Raw genomic sequence first — 25,062 nt, forward strand, 5'->3', positions numbered from 1 at the left:
TCTATGAAGTTTAATGTTTTCAAAAATACAGTTTTATTATTTGTTTTGGTAATGATTTCTTGCGCTTCTAAAGTAAAAAATAGCACTAATGAAAAAGGTGAGATTATTGAAGACGTTAAGATTGACAGCACTTTAATTGTTGGTGCAAATCAAACTGAAAACTATTTGCCTTTATTGAAAGGACAACGTGTTGGAGTTGTTGCTAACCAAACTTCGGTTATTTTTAAATCTAAAACTAGTTATACACATTTGGTTGATTCTTTACGTTCATTGAATATTAATATTAAAAAAGTTTTCTCTCCAGAACATGGCTTTAGAGGAAAAGCTGATGCTGGTGAACTTGTTAAAGATGGTATTGATAAAAAAACTAATTTACCTATAATTTCTCTTCATGGAAGTAGCAAAAAACCATCTGTAGATCAGCTTAAAGATTTAGATATTATAATTTTTGATATTCAAGATGTAGGTGTTAGGTTTTACACTTACATTTCTACATTACATTATATTATGGAAGCTTGTGCTGAACAAGATATCCCAGTTTTAATACTTGACAGACCTAACCCTAACGGACATTATATTGATGGACCTACCTTAGAGATTGAAAATAAAAGTTTCTTAGGTATGCACACCATACCTCTTGTACACGGTATGACTATTGGCGAATATGCACAAATGATTAATGGCGAAAAATGGTTAAAAAATGAAGTATCGTGTAATATAACCGTTATTCCTGTAAAGCATTATACCCATAACACCTCGTATAGTTTGGCTATTAGGCCTTCTCCAAACTTACCCAATGACCAATCTATAAAACTATACCCCAGTCTTGGACTTTTTGAAGGCACTAATGTAAATGCTGGTCGTGGTACAGAATTTCAATTTCAGCGTTATGGCGCACCTTTTTTAAATCCAGAGACGATGCCATTTACCTATACACCTCATGCAAATTTTGGAGCTAAATACCCCAAACACAGGGATAAATTATGTTATGGTGAAGATTTAAAAAACACTACTATTAAGGATAAAATGACTTTGAAATGGATTATTAAAGCCTATAAAAATGCAACAGATCAATCCTTGTTTTTTAATACTGATAATTTTACTACACACGCTGGAACCAATATACTGCAAAAGCAAATTGAAGCTGGTTTATCTGAGGAAGCTATAAAAGCTACATGGCAAGATGGATTGGAACAATTTAAAAATACTCGTAAAAAATATCTAATATATCCGTGAAACACATTTTAGCTTCTTTAGTCCTTCTACTCACATCATTTGGGTTTAATTTAAACATTGAAAATTCTGAAGTCAACAAAATAAGAACTGCCAGAAGACAAGCAAAAATGTTTTTACGCCAACAGCGTATTCCTGGAATGGCAATCTCAGTTTCTCATCAAGGAAAATTAATATGGTCTGAAGGTTTTGGTTATTCTAACCGTAAACCTAAAACTAAAGTTACCCCAGGTGTAACACGTTTTAGAATTGCAAGTATTTCAAAATCTATTACCGCATTAACACTCGCCAAATTGGTTGACAAAAAGTTAATTGATTTAGATGAAAGTATATATACCTATCTTCCCGATTATCCCAAAAAACAATTTGATTTTACTGTTAAAGAGTTAGGTGGACATCTTGCTGGTATTAGACATTACAAAGGAAACGAGTTTACAATAAACAAAAAGATGTCTATCACAGAAGGTATAAGTTTATTTAAAGATGATCCTCTTTTATTTGAACCCTCTACACAATTTTCATATAACACGTTTGGTTATGTTTTACTTAGTGAAATCATGCAAAAAGCTTCTAAAACTGATTTTAATGTATTGGTGAATAATTTTGTTTTTAAGCCTTTAAGTATGTCAAACACTACATTAGATGACTCTAAAATAAACTACCCAAATACAACCAAATTTTACAGAAAAAAAAGAGTATTATCGACACCTGTTGCTAATGAATATAAAGTTGCTGGTGGAGGCTTTTTATCAACCTCTGAGGATTTAATTAAGTTTGGAGAAGAAATTATTTCACCCAAAACAGTTACAAAAGATGCATTAGCTAATATGGTTACTTCACAAAAATTAAAGTCAGGAAAAATAACGGGCTATGGTATTGGTTTCTCCGTAGAGCACACAAAAAACAACACGCATAAATATTATCATACTGGTGGCGGTGTTGGAGCTTCAACCTTACTTTTAGTTTACCCAAAAGAAGAACTTATCATTTCTGTTTTAACTAATAAAACCGGAGTTAGTATGGAAGACTTTGGGAAAGCACTTGAAGCTATTTTTGTAGATTAAAAAAGAAAGTGCTTAATCACATTTCTGCAATCAAACACCTTCAACCTAACAAAAAAACTTAAAATCAACACTTTAGTAGTGTTTATTTAAAACACTATTCAAACCATCTTTTTTATATATTATTAATTTCATTTTCCATAAGCGGACCAAGTTCAAAAGTACTTTCAAGCAATTCTTCTTTTAAGCGTTTAGCCTTTTCTAACTCACCATTGGTTTTGTATATTTTTGCTAAGTGAAATAATACATCAGGCTCAGATGTTTTTCCAACTACGTATTGTTCAGCAACTTTTAAAGCTTCTTTAATATCACCATGATTATAATGGACCCATGCCAGTAAGTCATATGATTGAGGTGTTGGTCTATTCGCTACTTCAACATGAGCAATTTTTAATGCTTTTGATGTTTCCTTTTTATTTTCGGCAAGTAAAATAGCATGGTATGTATTATACATATCGCCATAGGAAGGATTGTTAACTGCTTCCAAGTAATGTGCTAATTGATTTTCTTTTAGTTTAATATCACCTTTGAACTCTGCAATTTCTGCTTTTAATAAATGATAATCAGGTGCATTATATGCTTTAGTAATTTCGTTTAAAATACGTAATGCTTCGTCTGCATTTTTCTCATAGGAATATACAATCCAAGCAATTCCTTTTTTTGCATAAGCATCAGTTGGATCTATTTCCAAAGCTTTTAAATAATGCTCATATGAGTCTCTTATTCTTCCTGCATGACCATAGTAATCAGCTAAATTTGTAAATACCCATTGTTTTACTGAAGGTACATTTGATGATTCTGCAATACCTTTTGCTTGTTCCATATATTTTATGGCAGCATCCAAATTTCCACGATGATCTGACCATTTTGATAATCGTATTAAATAATCAAAATCTGAATCTTTTTGAATCTTTTGCAAATATGATTTTGCCTTTTCAAAATTCCCAAGCTCTAAATGCACATCAAAAAGCATTTTTTCTGTACCCTTTAAGCCTTCACCATTAATTTCAGCTTTTACCAATAACTCTAAGGCCTCTTTAAATCTGTGTTGAGAAATATAATTTCTTGCTAAAGCTTTTAAATAGCCTGCGTTATTATAATTAGTAGCTTCATTAGCTTTTATTAAGTAATTCTCAGCCTTAATTAAAGCTTCAATATCTCCTGTTCTACTAAAAATTTGAGATTGAGATGCTGCAGCTTTAGCTAAATAAGGAAACTGATTTGGTTCTTTTTCTAGCTTTTTTTCCCAGAATATAAAATCCTCTTTTGCTAATTGCAACATCTCGTTCTCTGATGTTTCTATATAAACTGCATACTCCGTTGCATCTGTTATTTTTTTCTGTTTAGAATTACAACTTACTATAAGTAGTAATAAAAAAACAGATACTACTTGATTTATGGTTTTCATTTTGTGTGATTTTTTATGTTTTTGTTTAGGTTTTAAAAACTCTGAAGTGATAAATAAATAATCACTTCAGAGGTAATTTCATATTTAGTGAGGAGAAGCTAAATAAGGAAAAGAGGGCAAAAAAGCTTTATCATTTGCATCAACATTATCATTTGATAATCCTGGGTTTTCAGTAAAATCTTCACCACCAAAGATTAATAATAACTCAACCGTGATAACATCATCAGCTAGTGCTCTACCAGAAAGTGTGTTTGCCGCAACACCATCAAAAAAAGTTGTTGTCCCATCAAGCGACACGTTTAAAACATCTGTAGCTAAAAGACTTGTAAATGCTGTTGCATCTTGCCCAAGTGCATTCGTTCCACCGTTAGCATAAGCAGGACTTAATGCTAATAAATTAGTTTCAAACTTACTTTGAAAAGCCGCATTTTGTGCAGATGGTATAGTTACATTAAAAGCATCTTTATCTGCGCTAGCATTAAATACAGTATTTACAGCTGGTCTACCCATTTGATCTTCTTGAACATAAGTTCCTGAAAAATCTGGTCCTTGTATTTTTATATCATTATCATCGTCATTTGAGCAATTAAATGCCATTAACGAAACGGTTAACACTAAGGTTAATATTTTTATATTTTTCATCTTATTAAATTTTAAAGGTTTTGTTATTATTTTCTTTTAGATTCTACCCAAGTATTAATTTTCCCTGAGCCACCAATCATAGATTTTGGCACTTCTACAACAATAGACATCACGTTACTACCTGCAAAAGTATCAGCACCAGGCATATTAAAACTTGTGGCATTTCCAGCTATAATTTCAGAGTATTGTGCAAAATCCATAAAGAATGGATCGTCTCTTGGTCCAGCAAAAAAGCTCATCCCTCCATTAGTTGAAATGTTTGCAGCATCGCCATAATTAGTAATATCTACATTACCACCTACAGTAGCATTGGTTTGAATGCTGCTATTTAAACCCGTTTGCGATGGCGCTACAGGACCAAAGAAATACATTTTACCATTTCTTGGAATAGCTTGAATTACTAAGTCTTCAACGTTATCTTGATCTGTATCAATATTAAATTCTACTAATACATTTTCATTAAATGTTGCAGCTCCTGTATTTGCAGGACTTAATAATCCCTGAAGGTTTGCTACAAAAACTAGATTGTTTGTGTTTTCCCCTTGAAAGGCATAAAAATCAGTAACATCACTATTACCGCCTGAAACTGCTGGCGCATCAATATGATCTGCCGCTACAATGAAGTAACTAGCTATCGCTACCACTCCAAGTCCTAATACTCTTTTTAAATTTTTCATAATTTTGAGATTTTTGTTATTGTTAATTTCACTCTCTGCCATACCTACGCAAAAAAGAAAAGAGCGGTTTTGTTAAAATTATGTTAAAGAAAAAACAATGCAGATATTCATCTAAAAGTTTACTTTTACAACCTGTTATGATAATTTAATTATGAACCCATCGTCTGCCGGTTGGATTAAAAAGCTACTCAACGAGATTGAAAGCAATAATCGTTTCTTAGAGTACTCTGAAGAATCGTTTTATGATGCTTTAAGAACTTGTGGCTTTATTTATGGCAGTAACTTAGATGTAGTTAGTCAAGTCGTTCTCAAAAAAGATTTTACAGAGGAAGAACTGTGCAAAATCAATTTATGTTTGGGATTACATTATGCATACGCTAACTCAAAGTCTAATACTCCTTTTATTGAAAGTGTTATTGGTTTTTATTCGGATATTGATGAAATTAAAACCTCTTTTTTTAGAGATTTATTAGGTGGTAAAAAATCTAGCGAACAACTTGAAAAAATAATCTATAAACGTATTCAAATAGACGCTAATGTACTCACCAAGAATTTTAATTATTTTATAATAAACGCCCTTTTATTTGTTGATGTCTTAGCATATAAGAAGTATTTAGAAAAGGAAACAATTTCTAAAGATTACTTAAGAAATATTGAAGCATCTATTACATCTATATGTTTAGATGTTTTAAACGCTAAAGAAACTATAAATCAGTACGACGAGAGTTTAATAAAGCTGTTTGAATCGTCTTTGCGATATCAAGAAGACGCCCATTTGGGGTATAAAAAAGCTATAAAAAATATTACTACAGATTTAGAGAAGTACTATATTCTTGATTTAGCTTGTATGGCTACTTGGAGTGACCAAACCATAGATATTGAAGAACAACACTTTCTAGAAAAATTGGGTAATGATTTAAACTTAAGCATATCAAAAACTCAGCAGTCTATAAAAGCCGTTAATCACTTTTACACAGTTAATAAAGATAATATTGCGTTATTAAGCTCTAAAAATATCGTACAAAGTTTTTATAACAATTCCAGTAAAATGGTAAACAAATTGATTACCAGAAATAGTAAACGGTTATACCAAGAATTAAAAGACAGTAAAGAGTTAATGGTTCTTTTGTCCCAATCTACCATGAGAGATTTGGATAAAGATGAACAAAAAAAAGTACAAGAGCAGCTTCTTGATATTTTTAAATCCATACCAAGTTTGGCTATCTTTTTACTTCCGGGTGGTGCTTTATTGCTGCCTTTGGTTGTAAAATTTATACCTAAGTTATTGCCTTCTGCCTTTGATGAAAATAGGATTGAAGAGTAAAAATAGAGATTTTCTTAGAATTTCATTAGCTTTACAGATACACTAACTAAAAAGACTGCATGAAATCGTACTCTATTCAAGAGATTAACAATCTACTTAAGGGTGAATTAATCGGAAACACCACACACCAAATTGAAGGCCCAGAACAACTTCAAAACGCTAAAAAAAATCACATTACATTTATAGGAAGTAGTAAATATGTAAAGTATTGGGAAGAATCTGAAGCTAGTGTTGTTTTGGTAAATGATAATTTAACGGTTGAGCCTGGAGACAATCGTGCTGTGATTAAGGTTAAAAATGCTGATTTGGCTATGGCCAAAGTATTAGAACTATTTAATTCGCCAGCACCAGAATTTGAGACAGATATTCATCCTACGGCTGTAATCCATGAAACTGCAAAGATTGGAGATGGCTGTAAAATTGGTGCTAATTGTTATGTTGGAAAAGATGTAATTTTAGGCAACGGCGTTACTCTTTACCCTAATGTTTGTGTTTTTGATGAAACTACTATAGGAGATAATACCATGGCATGGTCTGGAACTGTTATTAGAGAACGTTGTATTATTGGTAGTCATTGTATTTTCCATACTAATGTTAGTATTGGAGCTGATGGTTTTGGGTATAGACCAAGTGATGATGGTAGAGGCTTAGTAAAAATCCCTCAGATTGGTAATGTTGTCATTGGGCATTATGTAGAAATTGGTGCCAACTCTTGTGTGGACCGAGCTAAATTTAGCAGCACTATTATTGGAGATGGTTGTAAAATAGACAACCTCGTACAAATTGCTCATAATAGTATTATGGGGCGTTCGTGTATTATGGCAGGACATAGTGGGCTTGCAGGTTCTGTAACTTTAGGTGATGGTGTTATTATTGGTGGCAGCGCCTCAATTAAAGATCACACTACTATAGAATCTGGCGCAACAGTTGGAGCAGGTTCTGGTGTTATGAATAATGTAAAAGCTGGTGAAACAGTTTTAGGGTATCCTGCACAAGATGCCAAAGCGATGCTGAAGCAGTGGGTGGCGATGCGTAGATTAGTTAAGAAATAAAGAACTTAATTTTGTTTAAAGATTATCAGTTTTTAATCTCTATAATTGTTTTCTTTAATCTGTTTATTAATTCATAAATTTCATTTTCATTATAAGCTGCAAAACCAATTCTTATACAATTATGGCTTGATTTAGCCCTATCATAACGTTGCCAATTCCCTATTTCTAATTTATACTTTTTAGCAACTTCAGCAATAGTAAACCAAGAATACTCTGGATGTAACTTTACCCAAACTGCCATACCACCAATAGGAATTTCAAATTGGAAAAAATCACCTATTTCATCTTTTAAAAGCTTACAAAACAAGTCACGTCTTTGTTTGTAAATTTTCATCACTTTACGAATATGCCTATCTAGATCCCCAGATTTTATAAAATCTGCAAATGTTAATTCTAATAATGCATCGCCCTGTCTATCTATAAAACCTCTCAATTTAGCTGCTTCATCTACAAACGCTTTTGAAGCAATTAAATAACCAATTCTATAAACTGGAGCAACAGTTTTACAAACCGAACCTATATAAATAACATGTCCATTAGTATCGTGGCTTGCTAATGGTAAAATTGGAGCATGATTATAATTAAAATCATAATCGTAATCATCTTCAATAATTGCAAAACCATATTGCTTTGAAAGATTTAAAAGATGAATTCTTCTTTTTGCAGAAAGCGTTACTGTTGTTGGATGGTGGTGGTGAGTCGTTACATAAACCGCTTTAATTTGTTGTTTCTTACATAACTTTTCAATTTCATCAGTTACTATTCCGTTTTCATCTACCAAAACTGTTTCAAGTTTCGCTTGTTGATATAAAAAAGTACAATCTGCAGACTCATAATTAGTATTTCCAACTACAATAATATCGTCTTTTTTAAGTAATAATTGCGATGATAACCAAATTCCCATTTGACTACCGCGAGTAAGCAGCACATTGTCTTTATTAATATTTAAACCTCTTGTTGTATTTAAATAGCTTACTAAAACTTCACGTAAAGTATCATTCCCGTAAACAGAGCCATAAGACAAATGTTTGAACACAGATCTTTTTGCAGAAATTCTTCTGTATGTTCTAGCAATTTCATCTATTGGTGTTAATCTGCCATCCGAAATTCCATCATTTAAATACATAAAATCTTCATCTCTCTTAACAGGCTTTTCGGGTAAATCGCTGTTTTTATAAAAAGAAAAACCACTATTTTTTTTCAAATCAACATCACCAAAATCACTTAACTTATGTTGTTTTAATACAGGCAAATTACTTAATACAAAAGTTCCCTTTTTAGGAATACTTTCTACCCAACCTTGCAACAAAAGCTCATCATAGCAAGCAACAATAGTTTTTCTATGAACATTTAACTGTTCTGCCAGAGTTCTACTACCAGGAAGTTTTGTGTTAGCACCTAAAGTTTGGTTTTTAATCAATTGAATAATTTGATTTGACAATTGTAAATACAATGCTTGATTACTTTTTCTATCAAATTGAATACTGGTTTTATACGGAAACATCTGGACTATTAATTATATTTATTCTGGACGATTATAAGAGTCCATAAAACTAGTAATTTTGAAATAGTCAAACAAACAGATATATAAATAAGTTGAAAATGATTGAAATACGAAGAGCCATATCATCTGATGCTATTCATATTGCCCTACTAGGAAGGGTAACCTACACCGAATCTCATGGAGATTATATAGAAAACAAAAACGATTTACTTGAATTTTACAATGAACATTATGCAGTTTCTAGGATTAAAGAAGAATTAAATGATGATGACATTCTATATTGGATTGTTTTTTCTAATGAATTACCAGTTGGTTTTGCTAAACTAGCATTAAACATAAAACACCCTACAAAACCAGAAATTAATTCTTGTAAACTACAAAGACTATACGTTTTAAACGATTTTATTGGACTAAAAATAGGTTCTCAATTACAAGAAATTATACTGCAAAAAGCGATTGATTTAAAATTTAAAAAGATATGGCTGACTGCATATTATAAAAACAAAAAGGGAATTAATTTTTATAAAAAATACGGCTTCAAAAAAATTGGAAATATTGATTTTTTTGTTGGAAATAGTAATTATCCAAATTTAATTTTCGGTAAAGATTTATAAGCATGAAAACATACGAAAAAACAAAATTGAACCGAGTAAAACGTGGACAAAAAAGGGCTACTTATGATGTTGAAAAAATAAATACCATTTTAGATAGCGGTTTTATTGGCTATGTAAGTTATGTATATAAAAATAGAGCCATTACTTTACCCATGGCTTACGGAAGAAAAGACAATAAAATTTATTTGCACGGATCTCAAGCCAACAGAATGTTATTAGCCTTATTGGAAGCTAAAGAAATGAGTATGACTGTTATGCACTTAGACGCCTTAGTTTTAGCGCGTTCTGGACTGCACCATTCTGTTAACTATCGTTCTGTTACTTTATTTGGTTCAGTTAAAAAGATTGAAGCTCCTAAAGAGAAAGATAAAGCGCTTTTTTACTTTATGGAACACATGATGAAAGGGCGTTGGGATGGCATTAGACCCATGCACAAAAAAGAATTAGATAGAACACTAGTTGTGGAAATGACTATTAATACCGCTTCTGCTAAAATAAGAGATGTTGGTGTTGGTGATGAACCTGAAGATTACGATTTAAATGTTTGGGCTGGCTTAGTCCCTTTAAAGCTGGTTGCCGAATACCCAATTGCAGATGAAGGCATACCAACTAAAATGGACATCCCTAAACATGTTTTAGAGTATTATGAGCAAAACAAGGGGTAAATAAACTAGCCTACTCTAACCACCCCTTAAAATCCTTAACACGTTCTCGGGCTACGATAACCTCTTGCTCGTTATAAGAATGGAGTTTTATTTGTAACCGTGAGTTGGTATAGCTTACCATATCTTTAATGGCATTTATATTTACAAAAAACTTACGGTTAATACGATAGAAGGTTTGCGGTTCTAGCTCGTCTGTTAAATGATCTAGTGTGGTATCTAAAAGATAGTTTCTACCTTCTGTGGTATGCAAATAGGTGCCTTTGTTTTCGCTATAAAAACATTCTATGTCATCAATATTTATAAGTTTTAGGTGCTGCCCTACTTTTACTGAAAAGCGCTTTTTATATTCTCTATCAATTGGGTTTACTAGTAGTTTTTTAATATCATTAAAATCTAAGGTTACAGCTTGTTTTTGAGGTGCTCGTTCTTGGTATTTTTTTACTGCGCTTGCTAAATCGTCTTCGTCAATAGGTTTTAGCAAATAATCGATACTGTTTAGTTTGAAAGCTTTAAGTGCATATTCATCATAGGCAGTGGTGAATATGATAGCTGATTTGATGTCTATAGCTTCAAAGATTTCAAAAGATAAACCATCGCTTAACTGGATATCTAGAAATATTAAATCTGGATGGTTGTTATTTTGAAACCAATTAATAGATTCTTCTACGGAATGTAGCATAACATCTGTAGTTAAATCTAGTTTTTGCAGCATACGTTGTAGACGTCTTGCTGATGGTTTTTCGTCTTCTATAATAATTACTTTCATTGATTGGTTTGTTTTTGATGCTTAACTTTTTGTTGGCGGATGGTGCGTTAGGGATAGAAGCGGCATCCTATTTAAAGCTTGTAAAACTAAAGTTTGCTTAATAACTATATTTTACAAATTGCTACGTCGCACACTCCTCGCAATGACACTTTAAAAAGATATAGCGGATAGCCCGACCCTTGTGGTAACGCCCAACTTTTTATTTCCATTGTTTTTTATCGTTATCCATGTATTGTTTAATCTTGCGTTCTTCCCAAGATTTACTAAAAATGAGGTTTTTACCAAATACTCCAAGTGCATGAAAGCCTAAACCTATTCCCCAAAAAAGGGCCGTTGAAAAGGTTCCGAAATGAAATAAATCTCCTCCGTTTGACACCACCATTGTTATAATAAAAATATTAACAGCTACATACCAGAAGGCATGCCAGTAAAAGCCTTTGATCTCTTTTACACGTTTTTTTGCTCGTGTGTATGCTTGCTCTTTTTGATGGTTTTTATTTTGATACGGTTCTAGTTTATAATTTTCCATAATCTTAATTTTTTAATCCCACTTGTTTTCTTCTTTACGCATTAATTCTTCAATTTTGCGTTCTTCCCAATTACGGCCTAAGCTGCCTTTGTGAACAAAAACTACAAATGCATGAATGGCTACTCCTATACCCCAACCTAAAATTGGAAACCAAAACCATTTATATTCCCAATAGGTTTTGTAATTGATAAAAATCATGAATGGTGAAAATAAACAGTAAGCAAAGAGGTGCTGATAAAACCCTTTTATATCTTCGATACGCTTACGAGCTCTTATTGCTTTTTTATTAGTTTCTGTATCTTGTAATGGTTCCATTTTATTTAATTTTAGTCCCAATTTTTATCTTCGTTACGCATAAACTCTTCCATTTTGCGTTTTTCCCATTTTCTTCCAAATGCCCCATCGTTTACAAAAACTCTAAAGGCTTGAATTGCTAAACCAATACCCCAACCAAACATTGGGAACCAAAACCATTGGAAATCCCAAGAGGTTTTATAATTGATAAATATTAAGAAAGGAATGACTAAACAATACGATATAACACTATAATAAAACCCTTTAAGTTCGTCTACATGGTTTAATGCGCGCATGTAACTGTCATCTAATTGTGATGTTGATTGTTCTGTTCTCATGACTGATATTTTTTTAGTAAGCATAGGTATTGCTACTGCAAAACGATTTGCTTCTTTGTGTATATTTACTTTTTTGTTGGTTAATAAATCGTAGCGTTGTTTGATGTTACTTAAACCTACACCACTACTCTTTTTGACTATTTGTTTGGGTTGTAAATTATTTTCAACTACCAAATCTCCTTGGTCTTCATAAATTCTAATATGCAAAGGTTTACTTGATGTTACCATATTATGTTTTACCGCGTTTTCTAACAACAACTGTAATGATAGTGGTACCACTTTACTTTCTGGGTTTGATGCAGTTTCGGGCATTGTAAAAACAATACTATCTTCAAAACGCATTTTTAGTAAAGACATATAGGTTTTTGCAAATTGCAACTCCTCATCTACTGTTACTAATTCTTTATTTTTTTGCTCTAAAACATAACGATATACTTTTGATAACGAGGTTGTAAACTTTTGTGCATTATCTGGATTCTCTTCTATTAAACTGGTTAATACATTTAAGCTATTAAACAAAAAATGTGGGTCTAACTGGTTTTTTAATGCGTCAAATTTTGCGCTTGCTGTACCTGCAATTACTTTTTGTTCTTTAATTCTATTTTGCTGATACTTATTATAAAAATAAATGACATGAAAAATAATAACAATGGTTAACGTTACCCATAACCCAAATCGATAGTACTCAAATTTTTCTCTGGATATAAACTCATTAAACGTTAAACCTCCATATACCATATGGGTTGAAACTCTGAGTATAAACAAACCTATTAAGGTTATAATTGTTGCTCCTAGAATGCCAATTACTATACGCTTAATGGTGTCGTTCTTTTTCCAGTTGCGGCGCTCCATGTAATCGAAAAAATACATATTGGAATAGCCTAACACAAAAGAATACAGTTGATAAAATCCAAAATCGATTAAAAACTCATTAGTTGTTTCAAAATCAAATCCGCCAGATAACAGGTTGCCAATTACAAAAATGACACATCCTATAATGAAAGTGGTAATGATATTTTTAGTCGATTTCGTCATAATTATTTATCTAGTATTTTTTACTTACCACAAAACTCTAATAGCATTTTTGCTCGGTCTGCGCCCCAATTTGGGTAAAATGGTGTTTCTGGTTTAAAGTTAGCAAAAAGTTCTATGGCACGCTCAAGTTCTTTACAAAATGGTGAGGTATCTTGCCCAAAATATTTAGCACCTCCAATATCCCACTCTGCTTTACAATACACTACTCTTGGGTTTTCTGGAGCTAGCATATTTGCTTTCGTGTATAGCTCTACTACTTTTCCTGATAAGGTCATGCCATACGTAGCACCATCATAAGCCACCCAAGCAGTATGCAATAAAGCTTGTAGAACTAATATCTCAGGGTTTTCTTTTGAGATGGCTGTGGCATCATTTATTAAGTCTTGTGCTTTTTTAAGTTTTGCCGTAAGCTTCTCTTCATCCCGTTCTCCAAAACTGTAAATGATATTGATTTGAGCTGCATAATAGGGCGGTAACCAATTATCTGTTTCTGCTTTTGCTATACGCTCAAATAAATTTGCTGCTTCTATGGGTTTATTTTCTCCCCAAAGATCAAAGGCTTTTTGCATCCCTTTTTCATAATTAGTTTGTGCATTTATAAATCCAGAAACTAAAAGTGTTGCGATAATAATTATTTTTTTCATAATGGTTGTTTTTAATGATGAGACAAATATCCAACGGAAGTTCATGCTTTTAAAAACCAACTTACCGAACTGTTATTTTTTGTTGCTGAAATGTTAAACCTTTGCTCTTTAAGCCTAAAATTGTCTATTTTTCTATGGTTAAAATCTTAACTCATGAAAAAATTAATAGTGCTTTTTTTTGTTTTAATAACTGCTTTAGGGTTTAGCCAGACTGAAAAAATATCAATGATTGACTATGTGGAGGTTTTAAATAATAATAAAGCCGAAGCGTTATTTTATTATCAAAATAATTGGGAGCAGCTTCGTATTAAGGCCGTTGAAAAAGGTTATATAGACAGCTATCAATTACTAGAAACGCAACCTACAAAAGAAGCGCCATATAGTTTTATGCTAATAACCACCTATAAAAGTAAATTACAATACCATGCTAGTGAGGCGAATTTTAATATGTTAATTGAGGCTAGTGAAGGTTTAAAATTGATGAATGATAAAAAACCCAGAGACTTTAGAAAAGTGATACTGCATAATGATGCGGTAAAGCATTTAAATTAAAAGGCAGTTTAAAATATATTTTAAACTGCCTTTTTCACATTGATACAAAACCCTTTTACTATCCTTAACCTTCTTGAAACTTGAAGAATATAGGTACAGCATAAGCAACTTTTACGGCTTTACCACGCTGTTTACCGGGTTTCATTTTTGGTAGTGAACCAATGATACGCTCTGCTTCATCTTGAAGTATTTTATCAGGTCCTCTTGATCTAATACCTGTGATATGTCCTTTTTGGTCTATTACGAATAATACTGATACTCGTCCTTGAATACCTAAATCTAAAGCGGTTTGCGGGTAATTAAAATTATTAGCCACATGTTGTTGCATCTTCTTCTGAAAACAGTCTTTTGTTGCTTGTTTTGATAAGCCCTCACAACCAGGAAAAACTGGTACATCTTCAATTACAGCAAATGCTACTTGTACATCTTCATCAAATTCTGCTACATTAACATCATTTACACTAACAATACGCTCTTCAATAGCATCATCTTGACTTATTTCAGTACTTTCAATTATCGTTTCTTCAACCTCTTCAACATCATCGACAATCTCTATAGTTTCGCTAACTACAGGTGGTGGCGGAGGTGGTGGTGGCGTATTCATACTCACAATCGGAATTTCTTCTTCAAATTCACTCTCAACTTGTACAAGATCAATTACCACATCTTCATATTCGAATGTTTTGTATTCTAGAGCCCTCCAAGATAAAAGCAACATTAAATTTAATCCAATAGCAAAATAAATCCCACTATTTCGTCCTATTTCCATTTTTGGATTCTTTTTAGCTTCCATGACACTTCGTTTTAACTGATGTATAAATCATCATAATTTCAATACACTAAAATTATCATTTACACAGGTTATTAACTATGACATTTGTCATATCTGAAAATTCAATATTTGGTTGATACTATGAATACTTTTGTGCTTGATTTTGTCAGAAAAAAATGATAACTTCGTTTACCGTCGGATATAAGTCACTTGTGCTGAACTTGTTTCAGTATTAAAACGACGCATATCCGTGAAAACATTGTGTGTAATGTCTGAACCCAAACCAATAGAATAAATGATAGATACTTTTTTAAAAGCAAAACATTGGCAATTATTTATAGTAATGCTTGGAATACCATTATTTTTTCAGTTTTACACAATGTTTAATATGTTTTCGAACTTAGATTCTGAATCAAATCCTAACCCTGAAAATATTATGAATACATTTCAAATATTTCCAATAATTATGATTCTGTTTTCTTTGGTGTTTTTTGGTTGGTTTTGGTCAATAGCAATTGGACTTCAAAAAAATATTCCAGAGGAAATTAAAATGAAAGTAAAAAAGTTTAAAATCTTATTTTTTATTCCTCTTATCTATATCATTTTCTTTATGATTTATATGGGCGGAATTTTTTCAGGAATGGGAACAAATGGATTCCCAAATGAAGGTGGATTTGTTGCAATTATTTTACCACTTCATCTATTCTCTATGTTTTGTATTTTCTACTCAATGTATTTTGTGGCAAAAACAATTAAAACAGCGGAATTACAGAAAAAAACTGGATTTGGAGATTTTGCAGGGGAATTTTTCCTGCTATGGTTTTACTTCATTGGAATTTGGATTATTCAACCAAAAGTGAATAAACTTTATGGAAAAGAAAACATTACAGCCAACAATTTATAACCGCAATTACGGCGTATTCATACTCACAATCGGAATTTCTTCTTCAAATTCACTCTCAACTTGTACAAGATCAATTACCACATCTTCATATTCGAATGTTTTGTATTCTAGAGCCCTCCAAGATAAAAGCAACATTAAATTTAGTCCAATAGCAAAGTAAATGCCGCTATTTCTTCCTATTTCCAGATTTGGATTTTTTTTTGCTTCCATGACACTTCGTTTTAACTGATGTATAAATCATCATAATTTCAATACACTAAAATTATCATTTACACAGGTTATTAACTATGACATTTATCATGTCTGAAAATTCAATATTTGGTTGATACTATGAGTACTTTTGTGCTTGATTTTATCAGAAAAAAATGATAACTTCGTTTACCGTCGGATATAAGTCACTTGTGCTGAACTTGTTTCAGTATTAAAACGACGCATATCCGTAAAACATTGTGTGTCATTATGAGAACAAGCTACAGAAAATAAAATATGGGAACTTGGGGAACAGGAATACTTGATAATGATAATTCTGGAGATTTCTATGACAGTTTTTTCGAGTATTACAATGAAGAATTGAAACCATCAGAAATCATCGAAAAACTTCACGATGAATATCCTGATTTGAACGAGGAAAGTGATAGTATTTGTGACTTCTGGTTTACAATTGCACTTGCGATGTGGGAAACTTGTACTCTCGACAAGAAAACTCTAGAGAAAGTTACTAAATATATTGAGGAAGAAAAAGACATTAATATTTGGACAAGACTAGATGCTGACGAAAAAACAATAAAAGAACGTAAAAGAGACCTGAAAAAATTTCTGAAAACAATTCAAGTCCCAAGAAAAAAACCAAAATCTCGGAAAACCAAAAAGAAAAGACCACCAATTTTTAAAAAAGGAGATTTAATTTCTTTCAGATTAAATAATGGAAATTATGGCGGAGCATTAATCATAAAGGAAAATGGCCTTAAAGATTATTGGATAGCAAGTAACACCATTGTCCTTACTCGAATTAATCAAAGTGAAAAACCGACAAAAAATGACTTTATGAATTCCAATATCCTAATTATGAACGTTGGAGATTATCGAGATGGAGTAAGAGTAACAATGTTTGGTTCAGATAATTATAAATTTCATAAAGATGATTTTTTTCTTATTGACAATATTGAAATCAATCGGAATTTCGATAAATTTTTAGAAAAGAATAGTCCTGGACTGACAATGGATTGGAGACATTTACAAATTGACATTAACGCACAAATTGAATTTGAAAAAAACAACAGAAAACCAAGAAAAAAATTACCCTTTAAATCATTTATAAACGATTCCAAATGGAAGTTTTGGAATAAATAACGACACACAACAATGGCTATAAGTAATTGCTTGTTCTCGCCTACTTCTGAAAATCCGCGAGGATTTTCAGCTTAGTGAGTACTTGCAAAATTAAGTGCTAACCCACGCAACTACTCATAGCCGAGACCGGTAAACGAACTTCCCAAAAACAAAACCTCTTTTCTCTTTAAAAAATTAAGCTAGCAAATACACCCGCGTTAGGGATAGTAGTGGCATCCTTTTTAAAACCTTAGGAAAAACGATTTACTTGGAAACTTTAATTTGACAGATTGTTACGGTTGTTCCGCCCTCACAATGACGTTTTTAAAAAGATATAACGGATAGCCCGACCCTTGTGGTAACGCCCTATAGATTATCTAACTGGTTGCTCTTTTTATCTTCGCTAATGGTCCAGAAGAAACCGACGAAAAAGAATTGATCTGTTGCTGGTTGTAATGCACGCCTGTTAAAATTTCCGTTGGCATTTGGTGTATTGGCATATTGGTAGCCATTAATATTTTTAAAACCTAATACATTATTTACAGATGCATAGAGTATTTTTTGTGGACTTATTAAATACGCCCAGTTTAAACTTAGGCTATTAAAGGCCTTGGTTTTATCGTTTAAAAAACCTGTTTGGTTTGGGTTAGTAAAGGTTCTGCCCGAAGCGTAGGCGTAACTAAAGCCTACTTGACTGCGCCATTTATCTACCCAATATTTACCGACTAATGATAGGTTGTGCGTATTTGCAAAATTGGGTTGGGCTTTGGTTAGGTAGTTTTTATAATCGCGCTTAGTATCTAGATAGGAGTAGCTTGCCCAATAATCGAAATTTTTGATGCTTTTGCTGTCTCTCCAAAAGAAATCTATACCACGTGCAAAACCACTACCGTTGTTTGTGAAATTAGTATCGAAGTTTGTAAACTCGGTATCGTATTTTACTAAATTCTCGTACGCTTTATAATAAGCTTCGGCTCTAAATATTTTTCTATCTGCATTGTATTGGTAGTTAAAGATATAATGCGATGTGTTTTCTGCTTTTAAATCTTGGTTAAACTTTAAAATGTTACTTGATGGATTTTGATAAAAATTACCATAGGCTAAAGATACCTGACTTTTACTGGTGGTTTTATAGGCTAAAGATACTCTTGGAGCTAAGGTGAAATCTTTAAACAGCTCTGAATACTCACCACGTAAACCTGCTTTAAAGGCGAGTTGTTTTGATATAAAAATATCGGCTTCGGCAAAAGCTGCTGCAATGTTGTTGTTAAACCCGTAGCTTACTTTGTTAATCGTTTCATCTTCGTAGGATTCTTTAAAATCTGTTACAAAGTATTCTGCTCCAAAATAGAGTTTTAAGCGGTTACTGATTCTGTTTTTAAACTTTAGCTTGGTGTGTAGTGAGTTTTCTGTATCCTTAATATCACTTTCTATAAAGATTAAGTTGTTTTTTGCTCTTGTATAACTTAGACCTCCAAAAACAGACCAAGTATCGTTTAAAACGCCTTGATACGACCCATTTAAATAAAAGCTATTGTTGTTTAATTTAAAATATGCGCCTTCTGGTCTGTTGATGTCTTCTTGGGTTAACTCAAAGTTAGTAGCATCAAAAGCACCATAGAGTTTAAATAATCCTGAGTTGGTTTTTTTTCTATAAACCGCCTCTCCTGAAGCTGTTTCAAAAGGTTTAATCCACTCGTTTCTGTTTTTGAAAATAGCGTTGTAAGGTGCTAAGTTTATGTAGGATGCATTTACACTCAATGAACTCTTTTCCCATTTTTGAGTATTGCCTAGTGTTGCACCAACGCTCATGATACCAATATCTGTTTTTTCTTGGTCGGGTTCGTCAATAGTGTTTAGAAGTAGCACACTGGATAAGGCTTGCCCAAACTCTGCAGAGTAGCCTCCTGTTGAGAAAGTAATACCATCAAACAAAAATGGTGAGTAGCGCCCTCTTGTTGGTGCATTATTGGTTGTTGGAAAATATGGTGTAAACACACGGATACCATCAATAAAAATCTGCGTTTCGTTGGCATCGCCTCCACGCACAAATAATCTACCGTCTTCTGCAACGGTAGTGGTTCCTGGTAAAGTTTGTAAAGCACCTACAAAATCGCCTAACGCACTTGCAGTGGTTACAACATCTAATGGCTTTAATGCATTTACTTTACTATTATCGCCTGCAGAAAATGTTCCTGCAGATAAAACTACCGCATCTAAAGTGCCAACATCTTCTCGAAGCTTAATAGTGAGATCTTTCATAAAAGAAATATCGCCAACCATAGTATAAGTTTCATAAGACAAAAAGGAAACGATTAAAGTTTGTGTTCCTGTTTCTGAAGTTTTAAAAGCGAACGCTCCAGCTTCCATAGAAGTGCTTCCATCATAAGTGCCTTCTAAATAAATATTAGCTCCAACAATGGGTTCGTTTTTATGGTTTAAAACAGTTCCACTTATAGTTGTTTGAGCAGAAATTTGGATGCCGATTAAAAGAATAAGAATACTGGTTATTTTTTTCATGATGACTAAAATTTTGCTATTCGTTTTTTGTTGATTGGATTTTGATTGACTTAAATTGATGAGACAAATTTGCAATACAAGAGTGGATACAAAAACTCTTAATGACCGAACTGTAAAATTTGAATGATGAATTGAAATTTTAGATTGTAAAATCTCAAAAAATGATTTTATATATTGGGAGCTAATCCTATTTTTTAAATTTTATAAAGCCTAAAAATGGAGATGAAAACCCTTAAGAATTTTTAAAATTTCTAAAAGATTTTTATCCTGAAATCCCGACGAATTATTTTTTTATATATTAGCTACATACAACTACTAAAAAGGTGAAATAAGCGCTAAAAAAGGTGTCATAGATTTTATTTATAACAAACACTCAATTAACTGAAATCCAGATTTAAACATAAATTATCTAAATAACAAGTTTAGATATCACATAAATACTCGTTTTTGAGTAAATTTTTAAACCTCTAAGTTAATTTTAGCAAAAAAACATTACCTTTTTTTAACACTTCTAACCTATTAAAATACAAGCCGTAAAAAATAATTTACACGATGTGTAACGTTTTAAAAATTTAAGCTACTTATATTATAACTAAACCATCCCATTGAATAAAGAACTAGAACATAGTTTTGTAGAATTGCTAGAAAAGCATCAAAATATTGTGCACAAAGTTTGCCGTTTGTACACCAATAATTATGATGCACACAACGATTTATTTCAAGAAATAACCATACAACTTTGGAAAGCATATCCTAAATTTCGAGGCGATGCAAAGTTTAGTACGTGGATGTATCGGGTGGGATTAAATACCGCTATTACACTTTATAGAAAATCTAAACGCTCTATAAAAACACAGGATTTTGAAGGCGTAGAATTTAAAATAAAAGCAGAGGATTATGACGATACCGAAGAGCAACAATTAAAGGTTCTTTATAAAGCCGTTCATCAATTAAACGACATTGAAAAAGCGTTAGTTTTTTTGTATTTAGAAGACAAAGATTATAGAGAAATCAGTGAAACATTGGGGATAAGTGAAGTAAATGCCCGCGTGAAAATGAATAGAATAAAAACGAAACTTAGAACCATTTTAAATCCGTAACACTATGGATGAATTAGATATACTCAAAAAAGATTGGAATAAAGAGAAAGTAGATTACCCTAAACTCTCTTATGACGACATTTATAAGATGATCTTAAAAAAATCATCATCCATAGTAAAATGGATATTTATTATTAGCATACTAGAATTTACTTTTTGGATTGCCATATCGTTTTTAATGAAAGGCAGCTCGTACTCAGGAAAACTAGAGGCCTTAGACCTAGACCACATACTTATACCAATTAGTGTAATCAGTTATGGTATTTTAATTTATTTCTTCTATCTTTTTTATAAAAATTATAAAAATATTTCTGCCACAGATAGCTCAAAAAAACTAATGGAAAACATAATAAAAACACGAAAAACGGTTAAATACTATGTTATTTTTAATCTAGTGTTTTTGGTTGTAGGCGCTGTTATAGGTGCTATTTACGGGTTTAATCACAACCCGGAATTCTCAAGTCAACTAGAGCTAGCTACAGCTAATGGGCAAGTTTTTAAATTTTACGCAGTAATAGTTATCGTTATCATATTAGTCCTTGCCGTAACCATTGGGGTTTTACTTCTATTTTATTGGTTAATTTACGGTATATTACTAAAACGCTTAAACCGAAATTACAAAGAATTAAAAAAGCTTGAAGTATAGATGACTATAACCATACTCATTATAGGGTTATCTTTTATTGCTGTTGCTTTTATATTAAAAGAGGAAAACGCTAAGTTTTTACTTTCGGGTTACAATACAATGAAAAAACAAGAACGAGAAAAGTTTAATATAAAGGCGTTTATTCCTTTTTTTAAATCTTTTCATATTTTTCTTGGTATATCTGTAATGCTCTTAGCCTTTGTTATTAAGTTTTTAGTAAACGACAAAGCCTCAAATTTTTCACTTATAGCCTACCCGCTTTTAGCATACATCTACTTCTTTAAGAAAAGTGACAAATTCTATCTAGACAAACCACCAATAACGAATAAGATTCTTATCCTTGTTTTAAGTTTTATTACAATTTTAATTGTAATAAAAATGCTGATTAACCAAGCTTAAAAGAAGTTTTTAACCTCAACAACATCTCCAGCCTTCATATCCTTAACATGAATACCACCAACCCTAACACGAACTAATCGTAATGTTGGAAAACCAACTGCTGAAGTCATTTTTCTAACTTGCCTAAATTTACCCTCTTTTAAAGTCATAGACACCCAAGATGTTGGCCCATGCCTATCGTCTCTAATTTTTTTTGCACGTTCAGGCAAATCAGGAATAGCATTTAACTTAAAGACTTTACAAGGTTTTGTTTTATACACCAAGCCATCAACTGTTATATCAATACCAGTTTTTAGTTGAAACACAGCCTCCTCAGAAATAATCCCATCTACTTGGGCGTAATATTCTTTTTCAACTTTTTGGCTGTTTATATGTGCGCTCATTTTACCATCTGTGGTAAGCAATAACAAACCTTCTGAAGCTTCATCCAACCTTCCTATAGCCATTATACCTTCAGGAAAATCATATAAACTACCCAGAAACTTTTTCGATTGTTGCTTGGAGTCGTTACTCGAAAACTGACTCAAATACCCGTAAGGTTTAAAGGCTACAAAATGCCTATGTTTTGTTTTATCTACAATCATATTTTACTTTTCAGCGAGTATTTTCATCATAGATACAACTTTATTAAAGTGATAAATTAATCAAACTGTTATTTCTAACGAGACACTATGAGGAATCTCATCCTAATGAGATGTCTCATCGCTCATACTTCACTCTGTCGACAGGACAAACGCTGTTTAAACGCTTCCATTCAAGATATTATGCACAAGCTCTCTAGTTGGTGTTTGCCCATTTATTTTTTCTCTAACAACATCAAAAGTTACTTTAAAATCGCAACCTGATTTATAAGCACTACAACCATAAGCTGTTTTTCCTTTTATAACGGCTCCTTTTTTACATTTAGGGCAAACCAAAGCATCCTTATTCGCCTTTACTGAAGTTTGTTTTGCCTCTAATTTTAGCTTAAAACCTTCATCAAAACGCAGCAAACCTTCTACTGTTCCAGAATGGGTTTTAAAACCCTTTAAATTAACCGTAGATCCTTTTTGAAGTAGTCTTATAAATTGTTTTTCAGAAATCTTTTTCCCTTCAAATTTAAACGGCATTACAAAATCGCAACCTGTTTTATAAGCACTACAACCATAAGCCGTTTTCCCTTTTATAATCTGACCTTGTGCACACTTAGGACATTTTTCAGCAGTAATTCCTGCACCTTTTTTAGCTTCAGCTTTAGCTACTCGCTTTTTTAAAGTTGTAGCATGAGAAATATTAGCACGTTTTTCACTTCTAACCTCATAAACTAAAGCATCTACCATACGCTTCATGTTTTTTATAAACGCACCAGCTGTATATTCACCTTTCTCAATATCTTTCAACTGTTTTTCCCATGAGCCTGTTAATTCTGCAGATTTCAATAAATCATTTTGAATCGTATCAATCAACTGAACACCTGTAACCGTTGGCAAAACCTGTTTCTTATTTCGTTTTATATATTTTCTTCTGAAAAGTGTTTCAATAATATTTGCACGAGTGGACGGACGACCTATACCATTCTCTTTCATTAAATCGCGTAACTCTTCATCATCAACTTGCTTTCCTGCAGTTTCCATAGCACGCAATAACGAAGCTTCTGTAAACTGATTTGGTGGTTTGGTTTCTTTTTCTAAAAACGAAGGTTCGTGCGGGCCCTTTTCGCCTTTTTCAAAGCTTGGTAAAATACCCGATTCTTTTTCTTTTGTATTTGAGTTCTCAAAAACAATACGCCACCCTTTATCTAAAATTTCTTTTCCAGTAGTTTTAAAAACCACCTTTGCTGCACTCCCTAGAACTGTGGTATTTGCCACAGAACAATCATCATAAAACACCGCAATAAAGCGCTTTACAATAATATTATAAACTTGCTGTTGGGCAGGATTTAACTGAGCTTGCATACCTGTTGGGATTATAGCATGATGATCAGTTACTTTTTTATCATTAAAGACTCTTGTTGATTTTTTTATCTTTTTACCTAAAAGTGGTTGTGTTAATTTTGAATAGTTAGTCAACTTCTGTAAAATCCCAGATACTTTTGGGTATACATCATTTGGTAAAAATGTGGTATCAACTCTAGGATAGGTAACCACTTTGCGCTCATATAATGTCTGAACGATTTTCAAAGTTTCATCTGCTGAAAACCCAAACTTAGTGTTACAGTAAACTTGCAATCCCGTTAAATCAAAAAGTTTAGGTGCATATTCTTTACCTTTCTTTTTGGTTATTGATTCAATTTCAAAATCACTTTCTTTAACCTTATTTGCCAAAGCCTCTCCATCTTCTTTTTTAAGAAAACGCCCATCTTCATAACTAAAAAGCGTATCTCTATAAAGCGTTTGTAATTCCCAATATGGTTGTGGTTTAAAATTTTCAATCTCCTTAAATCGATTAACAACCATGGCTAAAGTAGGCGTTTGCACGCGACCAACAGACAATACCTGTTTGTAACCACCGTGCTTTACAGTATACAATCTTGTTGCATTTATACCTAACAGCCAATCCCCTATAGATCTAGAAAATCCTGCATAGTATAAATTATCATAGTCGCTGGCTGGTTTCAGATTTTCAAAACCCTCTTTAATAGCTTCTGTGGTTAAGGAAGAAATCCACAAACGCTTGACTTCGCCTTTGTATCCTGCTTCATTCATTACCCATCGTTGAATAAGTTCCCCCTCTTGCCCCGCATCACCACAGTTTATAACAACTTCGGCTTTATCAAATAAACTTTTTACAATATTGAATTGTTTTTTAATACCTGAATTGGAAGACACCTTAACTTCAAACTTCTCGGGTAGCATTGGGAGATTATTTAAATCCCAACTTTTCCAATACGGTTTATAATCAACAGGTTCTTTTAAAGTGCATAAATGTCCAAAGGTGTAAGTTACTGCATAACCGTTACCTTCAAAATAGCCATCACGCTTTGAATTAGCTCCTAATACAGCAGCAATTTCGCGGGCAACACTTGGTTTTTCGGCAATACAGACTTTCACTTTTAACTTTTCAGGTTTTAAAACC

At 32.5% G+C, this 25,062-nt stretch carries 26 protein-coding genes; 12 read left to right on the plus strand and 14 right to left on the minus strand.

Going from position 1 to position 25,062, the window contains the following annotated elements:
- Positions 1–3: 3 nt before the first annotated feature.
- Both Q0772_RS00130 and Q0772_RS00135 read left to right on the plus strand, forming a co-directional pair.
- Positions 4–1,236, plus strand: coding sequence for a DUF1343 domain-containing protein (locus Q0772_RS00130; protein ID WP_298338470.1), 1,233 nt, complete (start codon positions 4–6; stop codon positions 1,234–1,236).
- Positions 1,233–2,297 (plus strand): serine hydrolase domain-containing protein, encoded by a 1,065-nt coding sequence (locus Q0772_RS00135; protein ID WP_298338473.1) that lies wholly within the window; start codon positions 1,233–1,235, stop codon positions 2,295–2,297. Before Q0772_RS00130 ends, Q0772_RS00135 begins: the two co-directional genes overlap by 4 nt.
- Positions 2,298–2,409: 112 nt before the next feature.
- Here the strand turns inward: Q0772_RS00135 and Q0772_RS00140 are convergent, their stop codons facing one another.
- The 3 genes from Q0772_RS00140 to Q0772_RS00150 form a co-directional block, all read right to left on the minus strand.
- Entirely contained in the window at positions 2,410–3,702 is a 1,293-nt protein-coding gene (locus tag Q0772_RS00140) for a tetratricopeptide repeat protein (protein WP_298338476.1), read from the minus strand.
- Positions 3,703–3,786: 84 nt separating this feature from the next.
- Positions 3,787–4,344 carry a DUF4331 family protein gene (locus Q0772_RS00145; protein WP_298338479.1) on the minus strand — a complete coding sequence of 186 codons (558 nt, stop codon included), beginning with the start codon at positions 4,342–4,344 and terminating at the stop codon, positions 3,787–3,789.
- Between the two features lie 26 nt (positions 4,345–4,370).
- The gene (locus Q0772_RS00150) at positions 4,371–5,021 is read right to left on the minus strand and encodes a DUF4331 family protein (RefSeq protein WP_298338480.1); all 651 of its coding nucleotides are present in this window, start codon (positions 5,019–5,021) and stop codon (positions 4,371–4,373) included.
- Between the two features lie 151 nt (positions 5,022–5,172).
- Here Q0772_RS00150 and Q0772_RS00155 point away from each other — a divergent pair, with 151 nt between their 5' ends.
- Both Q0772_RS00155 and lpxD read left to right on the plus strand, forming a co-directional pair.
- The gene (locus Q0772_RS00155) at positions 5,173–6,345 is read left to right on the plus strand and encodes an LETM1-related biofilm-associated protein (protein ID WP_298338482.1); all 1,173 of its coding nucleotides are present in this window, start codon (positions 5,173–5,175) and stop codon (positions 6,343–6,345) included.
- Positions 6,346–6,404: 59 nt separating this feature from the next.
- Positions 6,405–7,397 (plus strand): UDP-3-O-(3-hydroxymyristoyl)glucosamine N-acyltransferase, encoded by a 993-nt coding sequence (gene lpxD, locus Q0772_RS00160; protein WP_298338485.1) that lies wholly within the window; start codon positions 6,405–6,407, stop codon positions 7,395–7,397.
- Between the two features lie 25 nt (positions 7,398–7,422).
- On the opposite strand, the gene Q0772_RS00165 is transcribed toward lpxD, so the two are convergent.
- Positions 7,423–8,901 (minus strand): PLP-dependent aminotransferase family protein, encoded by a 1,479-nt coding sequence (locus Q0772_RS00165; RefSeq protein WP_298338488.1) that lies wholly within the window; start codon positions 8,899–8,901, stop codon positions 7,423–7,425.
- Positions 8,902–8,999: 98 nt separating this feature from the next.
- Here Q0772_RS00165 and Q0772_RS00170 point away from each other — a divergent pair, with 98 nt between their 5' ends.
- Positions 9,000–9,515, plus strand: coding sequence for a GNAT family N-acetyltransferase (locus Q0772_RS00170; RefSeq protein WP_298338491.1), 516 nt, complete (start codon positions 9,000–9,002; stop codon positions 9,513–9,515).
- 2 nt (positions 9,516–9,517) lie between these two features.
- Positions 9,518–10,180 (plus strand): pyridoxamine 5'-phosphate oxidase family protein, encoded by a 663-nt coding sequence (locus tag Q0772_RS00175; RefSeq protein ID WP_298338494.1) that lies wholly within the window; start codon positions 9,518–9,520, stop codon positions 10,178–10,180.
- Positions 10,181–10,190: 10 nt separating this feature from the next.
- Here the strand turns inward: Q0772_RS00175 and Q0772_RS00180 are convergent, their stop codons facing one another.
- The 5 genes from Q0772_RS00180 to Q0772_RS00200 all read right to left on the minus strand — a co-directional run bounded on the left by Q0772_RS00180 (position 10,191) and on the right by Q0772_RS00200 (position 13,786).
- Positions 10,191–10,946: a LytTR family DNA-binding domain-containing protein gene (locus Q0772_RS00180; RefSeq protein WP_298338497.1), complete on the minus strand. Its 756-nt coding sequence runs from the start codon at positions 10,944–10,946 to the stop codon at positions 10,191–10,193.
- A 199-nt stretch (positions 10,947–11,145) separates the two neighbouring features.
- Positions 11,146–11,475 carry a 2TM domain-containing protein gene (locus Q0772_RS00185; RefSeq protein ID WP_109351256.1) on the minus strand — a complete coding sequence of 110 codons (330 nt, stop codon included), beginning with the start codon at positions 11,473–11,475 and terminating at the stop codon, positions 11,146–11,148.
- 12 nt (positions 11,476–11,487) lie between these two features.
- Positions 11,488–11,790, minus strand: a complete 303-nt coding sequence (locus Q0772_RS00190) for a 2TM domain-containing protein (protein WP_298338503.1) — start codon at positions 11,788–11,790, stop codon at positions 11,488–11,490.
- 11 nt (positions 11,791–11,801) lie between these two features.
- Complete coding sequence (locus Q0772_RS00195; protein WP_298338506.1) at positions 11,802–13,142, minus strand: histidine kinase; 1,341 nt, start codon at positions 13,140–13,142, stop codon at positions 11,802–11,804.
- A gap of 20 nt (positions 13,143–13,162) precedes the next feature.
- Positions 13,163–13,786: a hypothetical protein gene (locus Q0772_RS00200; RefSeq protein WP_298338509.1), complete on the minus strand. Its 624-nt coding sequence runs from the start codon at positions 13,784–13,786 to the stop codon at positions 13,163–13,165.
- A gap of 153 nt (positions 13,787–13,939) precedes the next feature.
- Between Q0772_RS00200 and Q0772_RS00205 the strand changes: the two genes are divergently transcribed.
- Positions 13,940–14,338: a hypothetical protein gene (locus Q0772_RS00205; protein ID WP_298338512.1), complete on the plus strand. Its 399-nt coding sequence runs from the start codon at positions 13,940–13,942 to the stop codon at positions 14,336–14,338.
- Positions 14,339–14,402: 64 nt separating this feature from the next.
- On the opposite strand, the gene Q0772_RS00210 is transcribed toward Q0772_RS00205, so the two are convergent.
- On the minus strand, positions 14,403–15,131 hold the full coding sequence (locus Q0772_RS00210; RefSeq protein ID WP_298338516.1) for an energy transducer TonB: 729 nt from the start codon (positions 15,129–15,131) through the stop codon (positions 14,403–14,405).
- A gap of 274 nt (positions 15,132–15,405) precedes the next feature.
- Between Q0772_RS00210 and Q0772_RS00215 the strand changes: the two genes are divergently transcribed.
- Positions 15,406–16,014: a hypothetical protein gene (locus tag Q0772_RS00215; RefSeq protein ID WP_298338519.1), complete on the plus strand. Its 609-nt coding sequence runs from the start codon at positions 15,406–15,408 to the stop codon at positions 16,012–16,014.
- A gap of 6 nt (positions 16,015–16,020) precedes the next feature.
- Here the strand turns inward: Q0772_RS00215 and Q0772_RS00220 are convergent, their stop codons facing one another.
- Entirely contained in the window at positions 16,021–16,224 is a 204-nt protein-coding gene (locus Q0772_RS00220; protein ID WP_298338522.1) for a hypothetical protein, read from the minus strand.
- A 276-nt stretch (positions 16,225–16,500) separates the two neighbouring features.
- On the opposite strand from Q0772_RS00220, the gene Q0772_RS00225 reads away from it, so the two are divergent.
- Positions 16,501–17,364: a hypothetical protein gene (locus Q0772_RS00225; protein WP_298338525.1), complete on the plus strand. Its 864-nt coding sequence runs from the start codon at positions 16,501–16,503 to the stop codon at positions 17,362–17,364.
- A gap of 345 nt (positions 17,365–17,709) precedes the next feature.
- Here the strand turns inward: Q0772_RS00225 and Q0772_RS00230 are convergent, their stop codons facing one another.
- A complete protein-coding gene (locus Q0772_RS00230) occupies positions 17,710–19,863 on the minus strand; it encodes a TonB-dependent receptor (RefSeq protein WP_298338528.1) in 2,154 nt (717 codons plus the stop codon).
- A gap of 605 nt (positions 19,864–20,468) precedes the next feature.
- Between Q0772_RS00230 and Q0772_RS00235 the strand changes: the two genes are divergently transcribed.
- Genes Q0772_RS00235 through Q0772_RS00245 form a run of 3 tightly spaced genes read left to right on the plus strand, consistent with a single transcriptional unit; the run spans position 20,469 to position 22,008 of the window.
- The gene (locus Q0772_RS00235) at positions 20,469–20,963 is read left to right on the plus strand and encodes a sigma-70 family RNA polymerase sigma factor (protein WP_109351265.1); all 495 of its coding nucleotides are present in this window, start codon (positions 20,469–20,471) and stop codon (positions 20,961–20,963) included.
- A 4-nt stretch (positions 20,964–20,967) separates the two neighbouring features.
- Complete coding sequence (locus Q0772_RS00240) at positions 20,968–21,609, plus strand: hypothetical protein (RefSeq protein WP_298338532.1); 642 nt, start codon at positions 20,968–20,970, stop codon at positions 21,607–21,609.
- Positions 21,610–22,008, plus strand: coding sequence for a DUF3784 domain-containing protein (locus Q0772_RS00245; RefSeq protein ID WP_298338535.1), 399 nt, complete (start codon positions 21,610–21,612; stop codon positions 22,006–22,008).
- Here the strand turns inward: Q0772_RS00245 and Q0772_RS00250 are convergent.
- Together Q0772_RS00250 and Q0772_RS00255 are read right to left on the minus strand one after the other, a co-directional pair.
- Positions 22,005–22,592: a pseudouridine synthase gene (locus tag Q0772_RS00250; protein WP_298338538.1), complete on the minus strand. Its 588-nt coding sequence runs from the start codon at positions 22,590–22,592 to the stop codon at positions 22,005–22,007. The two genes, Q0772_RS00245 and Q0772_RS00250, sit on opposite strands and share 4 nt — an antisense overlap.
- Positions 22,593–22,748: 156 nt before the next feature.
- On the minus strand, positions 22,749–25,037 hold the full coding sequence (locus tag Q0772_RS00255) for a type IA DNA topoisomerase (RefSeq protein ID WP_298338541.1): 2,289 nt from the start codon (positions 25,035–25,037) through the stop codon (positions 22,749–22,751).
- Positions 25,038–25,062: the final 25 nt, after the last annotated feature.

The sequence above is a fragment of the uncultured Algibacter sp. genome (assembly GCF_947490405.1).
In the GTDB taxonomy this organism is placed as follows: Bacteria; Bacteroidota; Bacteroidia; order Flavobacteriales; family Flavobacteriaceae; genus Algibacter_B.

Excerpts from the sequence above, each read along its gene's own strand:
- Q0772_RS00130 (WP_298338470.1), top strand. The coding sequence starts at position 4 with ATGAAGTTTAATGTTTTCAAAAATACAGTTTTATTATTTGTTTTGGTA.
- Q0772_RS00140 (WP_298338476.1), bottom strand. The coding sequence starts at position 3,702 with ATGAAAACCATAAATCAAGTAGTATCTGTTTTTTTATTACTACTTATA.
- Q0772_RS00145 (WP_298338479.1), bottom strand. The coding sequence starts at position 4,344 with ATGAAAAATATAAAAATATTAACCTTAGTGTTAACCGTTTCGTTAATG.
- Q0772_RS00150 (WP_298338480.1), bottom strand. The coding sequence starts at position 5,021 with ATGAAAAATTTAAAAAGAGTATTAGGACTTGGAGTGGTAGCGATAGCT.
- Q0772_RS00155 (WP_298338482.1), top strand. The coding sequence starts at position 5,173 with ATGAACCCATCGTCTGCCGGTTGGATTAAAAAGCTACTCAACGAGATT.
- lpxD (WP_298338485.1), top strand. The coding sequence starts at position 6,405 with ATGAAATCGTACTCTATTCAAGAGATTAACAATCTACTTAAGGGTGAA.
- Q0772_RS00165 (WP_298338488.1), bottom strand. The coding sequence starts at position 8,901 with ATGTTTCCGTATAAAACCAGTATTCAATTTGATAGAAAAAGTAATCAA.
- Q0772_RS00170 (WP_298338491.1), top strand. The coding sequence starts at position 9,000 with ATGATTGAAATACGAAGAGCCATATCATCTGATGCTATTCATATTGCC.
- Q0772_RS00175 (WP_298338494.1), top strand. The coding sequence starts at position 9,518 with ATGAAAACATACGAAAAAACAAAATTGAACCGAGTAAAACGTGGACAA.
- Q0772_RS00180 (WP_298338497.1), bottom strand. The coding sequence starts at position 10,946 with ATGAAAGTAATTATTATAGAAGACGAAAAACCATCAGCAAGACGTCTA.
- Q0772_RS00185 (WP_109351256.1), bottom strand. The coding sequence starts at position 11,475 with ATGGAAAATTATAAACTAGAACCGTATCAAAATAAAAACCATCAAAAA.
- Q0772_RS00190 (WP_298338503.1), bottom strand. The coding sequence starts at position 11,790 with ATGGAACCATTACAAGATACAGAAACTAATAAAAAAGCAATAAGAGCT.
- Q0772_RS00195 (WP_298338506.1), bottom strand. The coding sequence starts at position 13,142 with ATGACGAAATCGACTAAAAATATCATTACCACTTTCATTATAGGATGT.
- Q0772_RS00200 (WP_298338509.1), bottom strand. The coding sequence starts at position 13,786 with ATGAAAAAAATAATTATTATCGCAACACTTTTAGTTTCTGGATTTATA.
- Q0772_RS00205 (WP_298338512.1), top strand. The coding sequence starts at position 13,940 with ATGAAAAAATTAATAGTGCTTTTTTTTGTTTTAATAACTGCTTTAGGG.
- Q0772_RS00210 (WP_298338516.1), bottom strand. The coding sequence starts at position 15,131 with ATGGAAGCTAAAAAGAATCCAAAAATGGAAATAGGACGAAATAGTGGG.
- Q0772_RS00215 (WP_298338519.1), top strand. The coding sequence starts at position 15,406 with ATGATAGATACTTTTTTAAAAGCAAAACATTGGCAATTATTTATAGTA.
- Q0772_RS00220 (WP_298338522.1), bottom strand. The coding sequence starts at position 16,224 with ATGGAAGCAAAAAAAAATCCAAATCTGGAAATAGGAAGAAATAGCGGC.
- Q0772_RS00225 (WP_298338525.1), top strand. The coding sequence starts at position 16,501 with ATGGGAACTTGGGGAACAGGAATACTTGATAATGATAATTCTGGAGAT.
- Q0772_RS00230 (WP_298338528.1), bottom strand. The coding sequence starts at position 19,863 with ATGAAAAAAATAACCAGTATTCTTATTCTTTTAATCGGCATCCAAATT.
- Q0772_RS00240 (WP_298338532.1), top strand. The coding sequence starts at position 20,968 with ATGGATGAATTAGATATACTCAAAAAAGATTGGAATAAAGAGAAAGTA.
- Q0772_RS00245 (WP_298338535.1), top strand. The coding sequence starts at position 21,610 with ATGACTATAACCATACTCATTATAGGGTTATCTTTTATTGCTGTTGCT.
- Q0772_RS00250 (WP_298338538.1), bottom strand. The coding sequence starts at position 22,592 with ATGATTGTAGATAAAACAAAACATAGGCATTTTGTAGCCTTTAAACCT.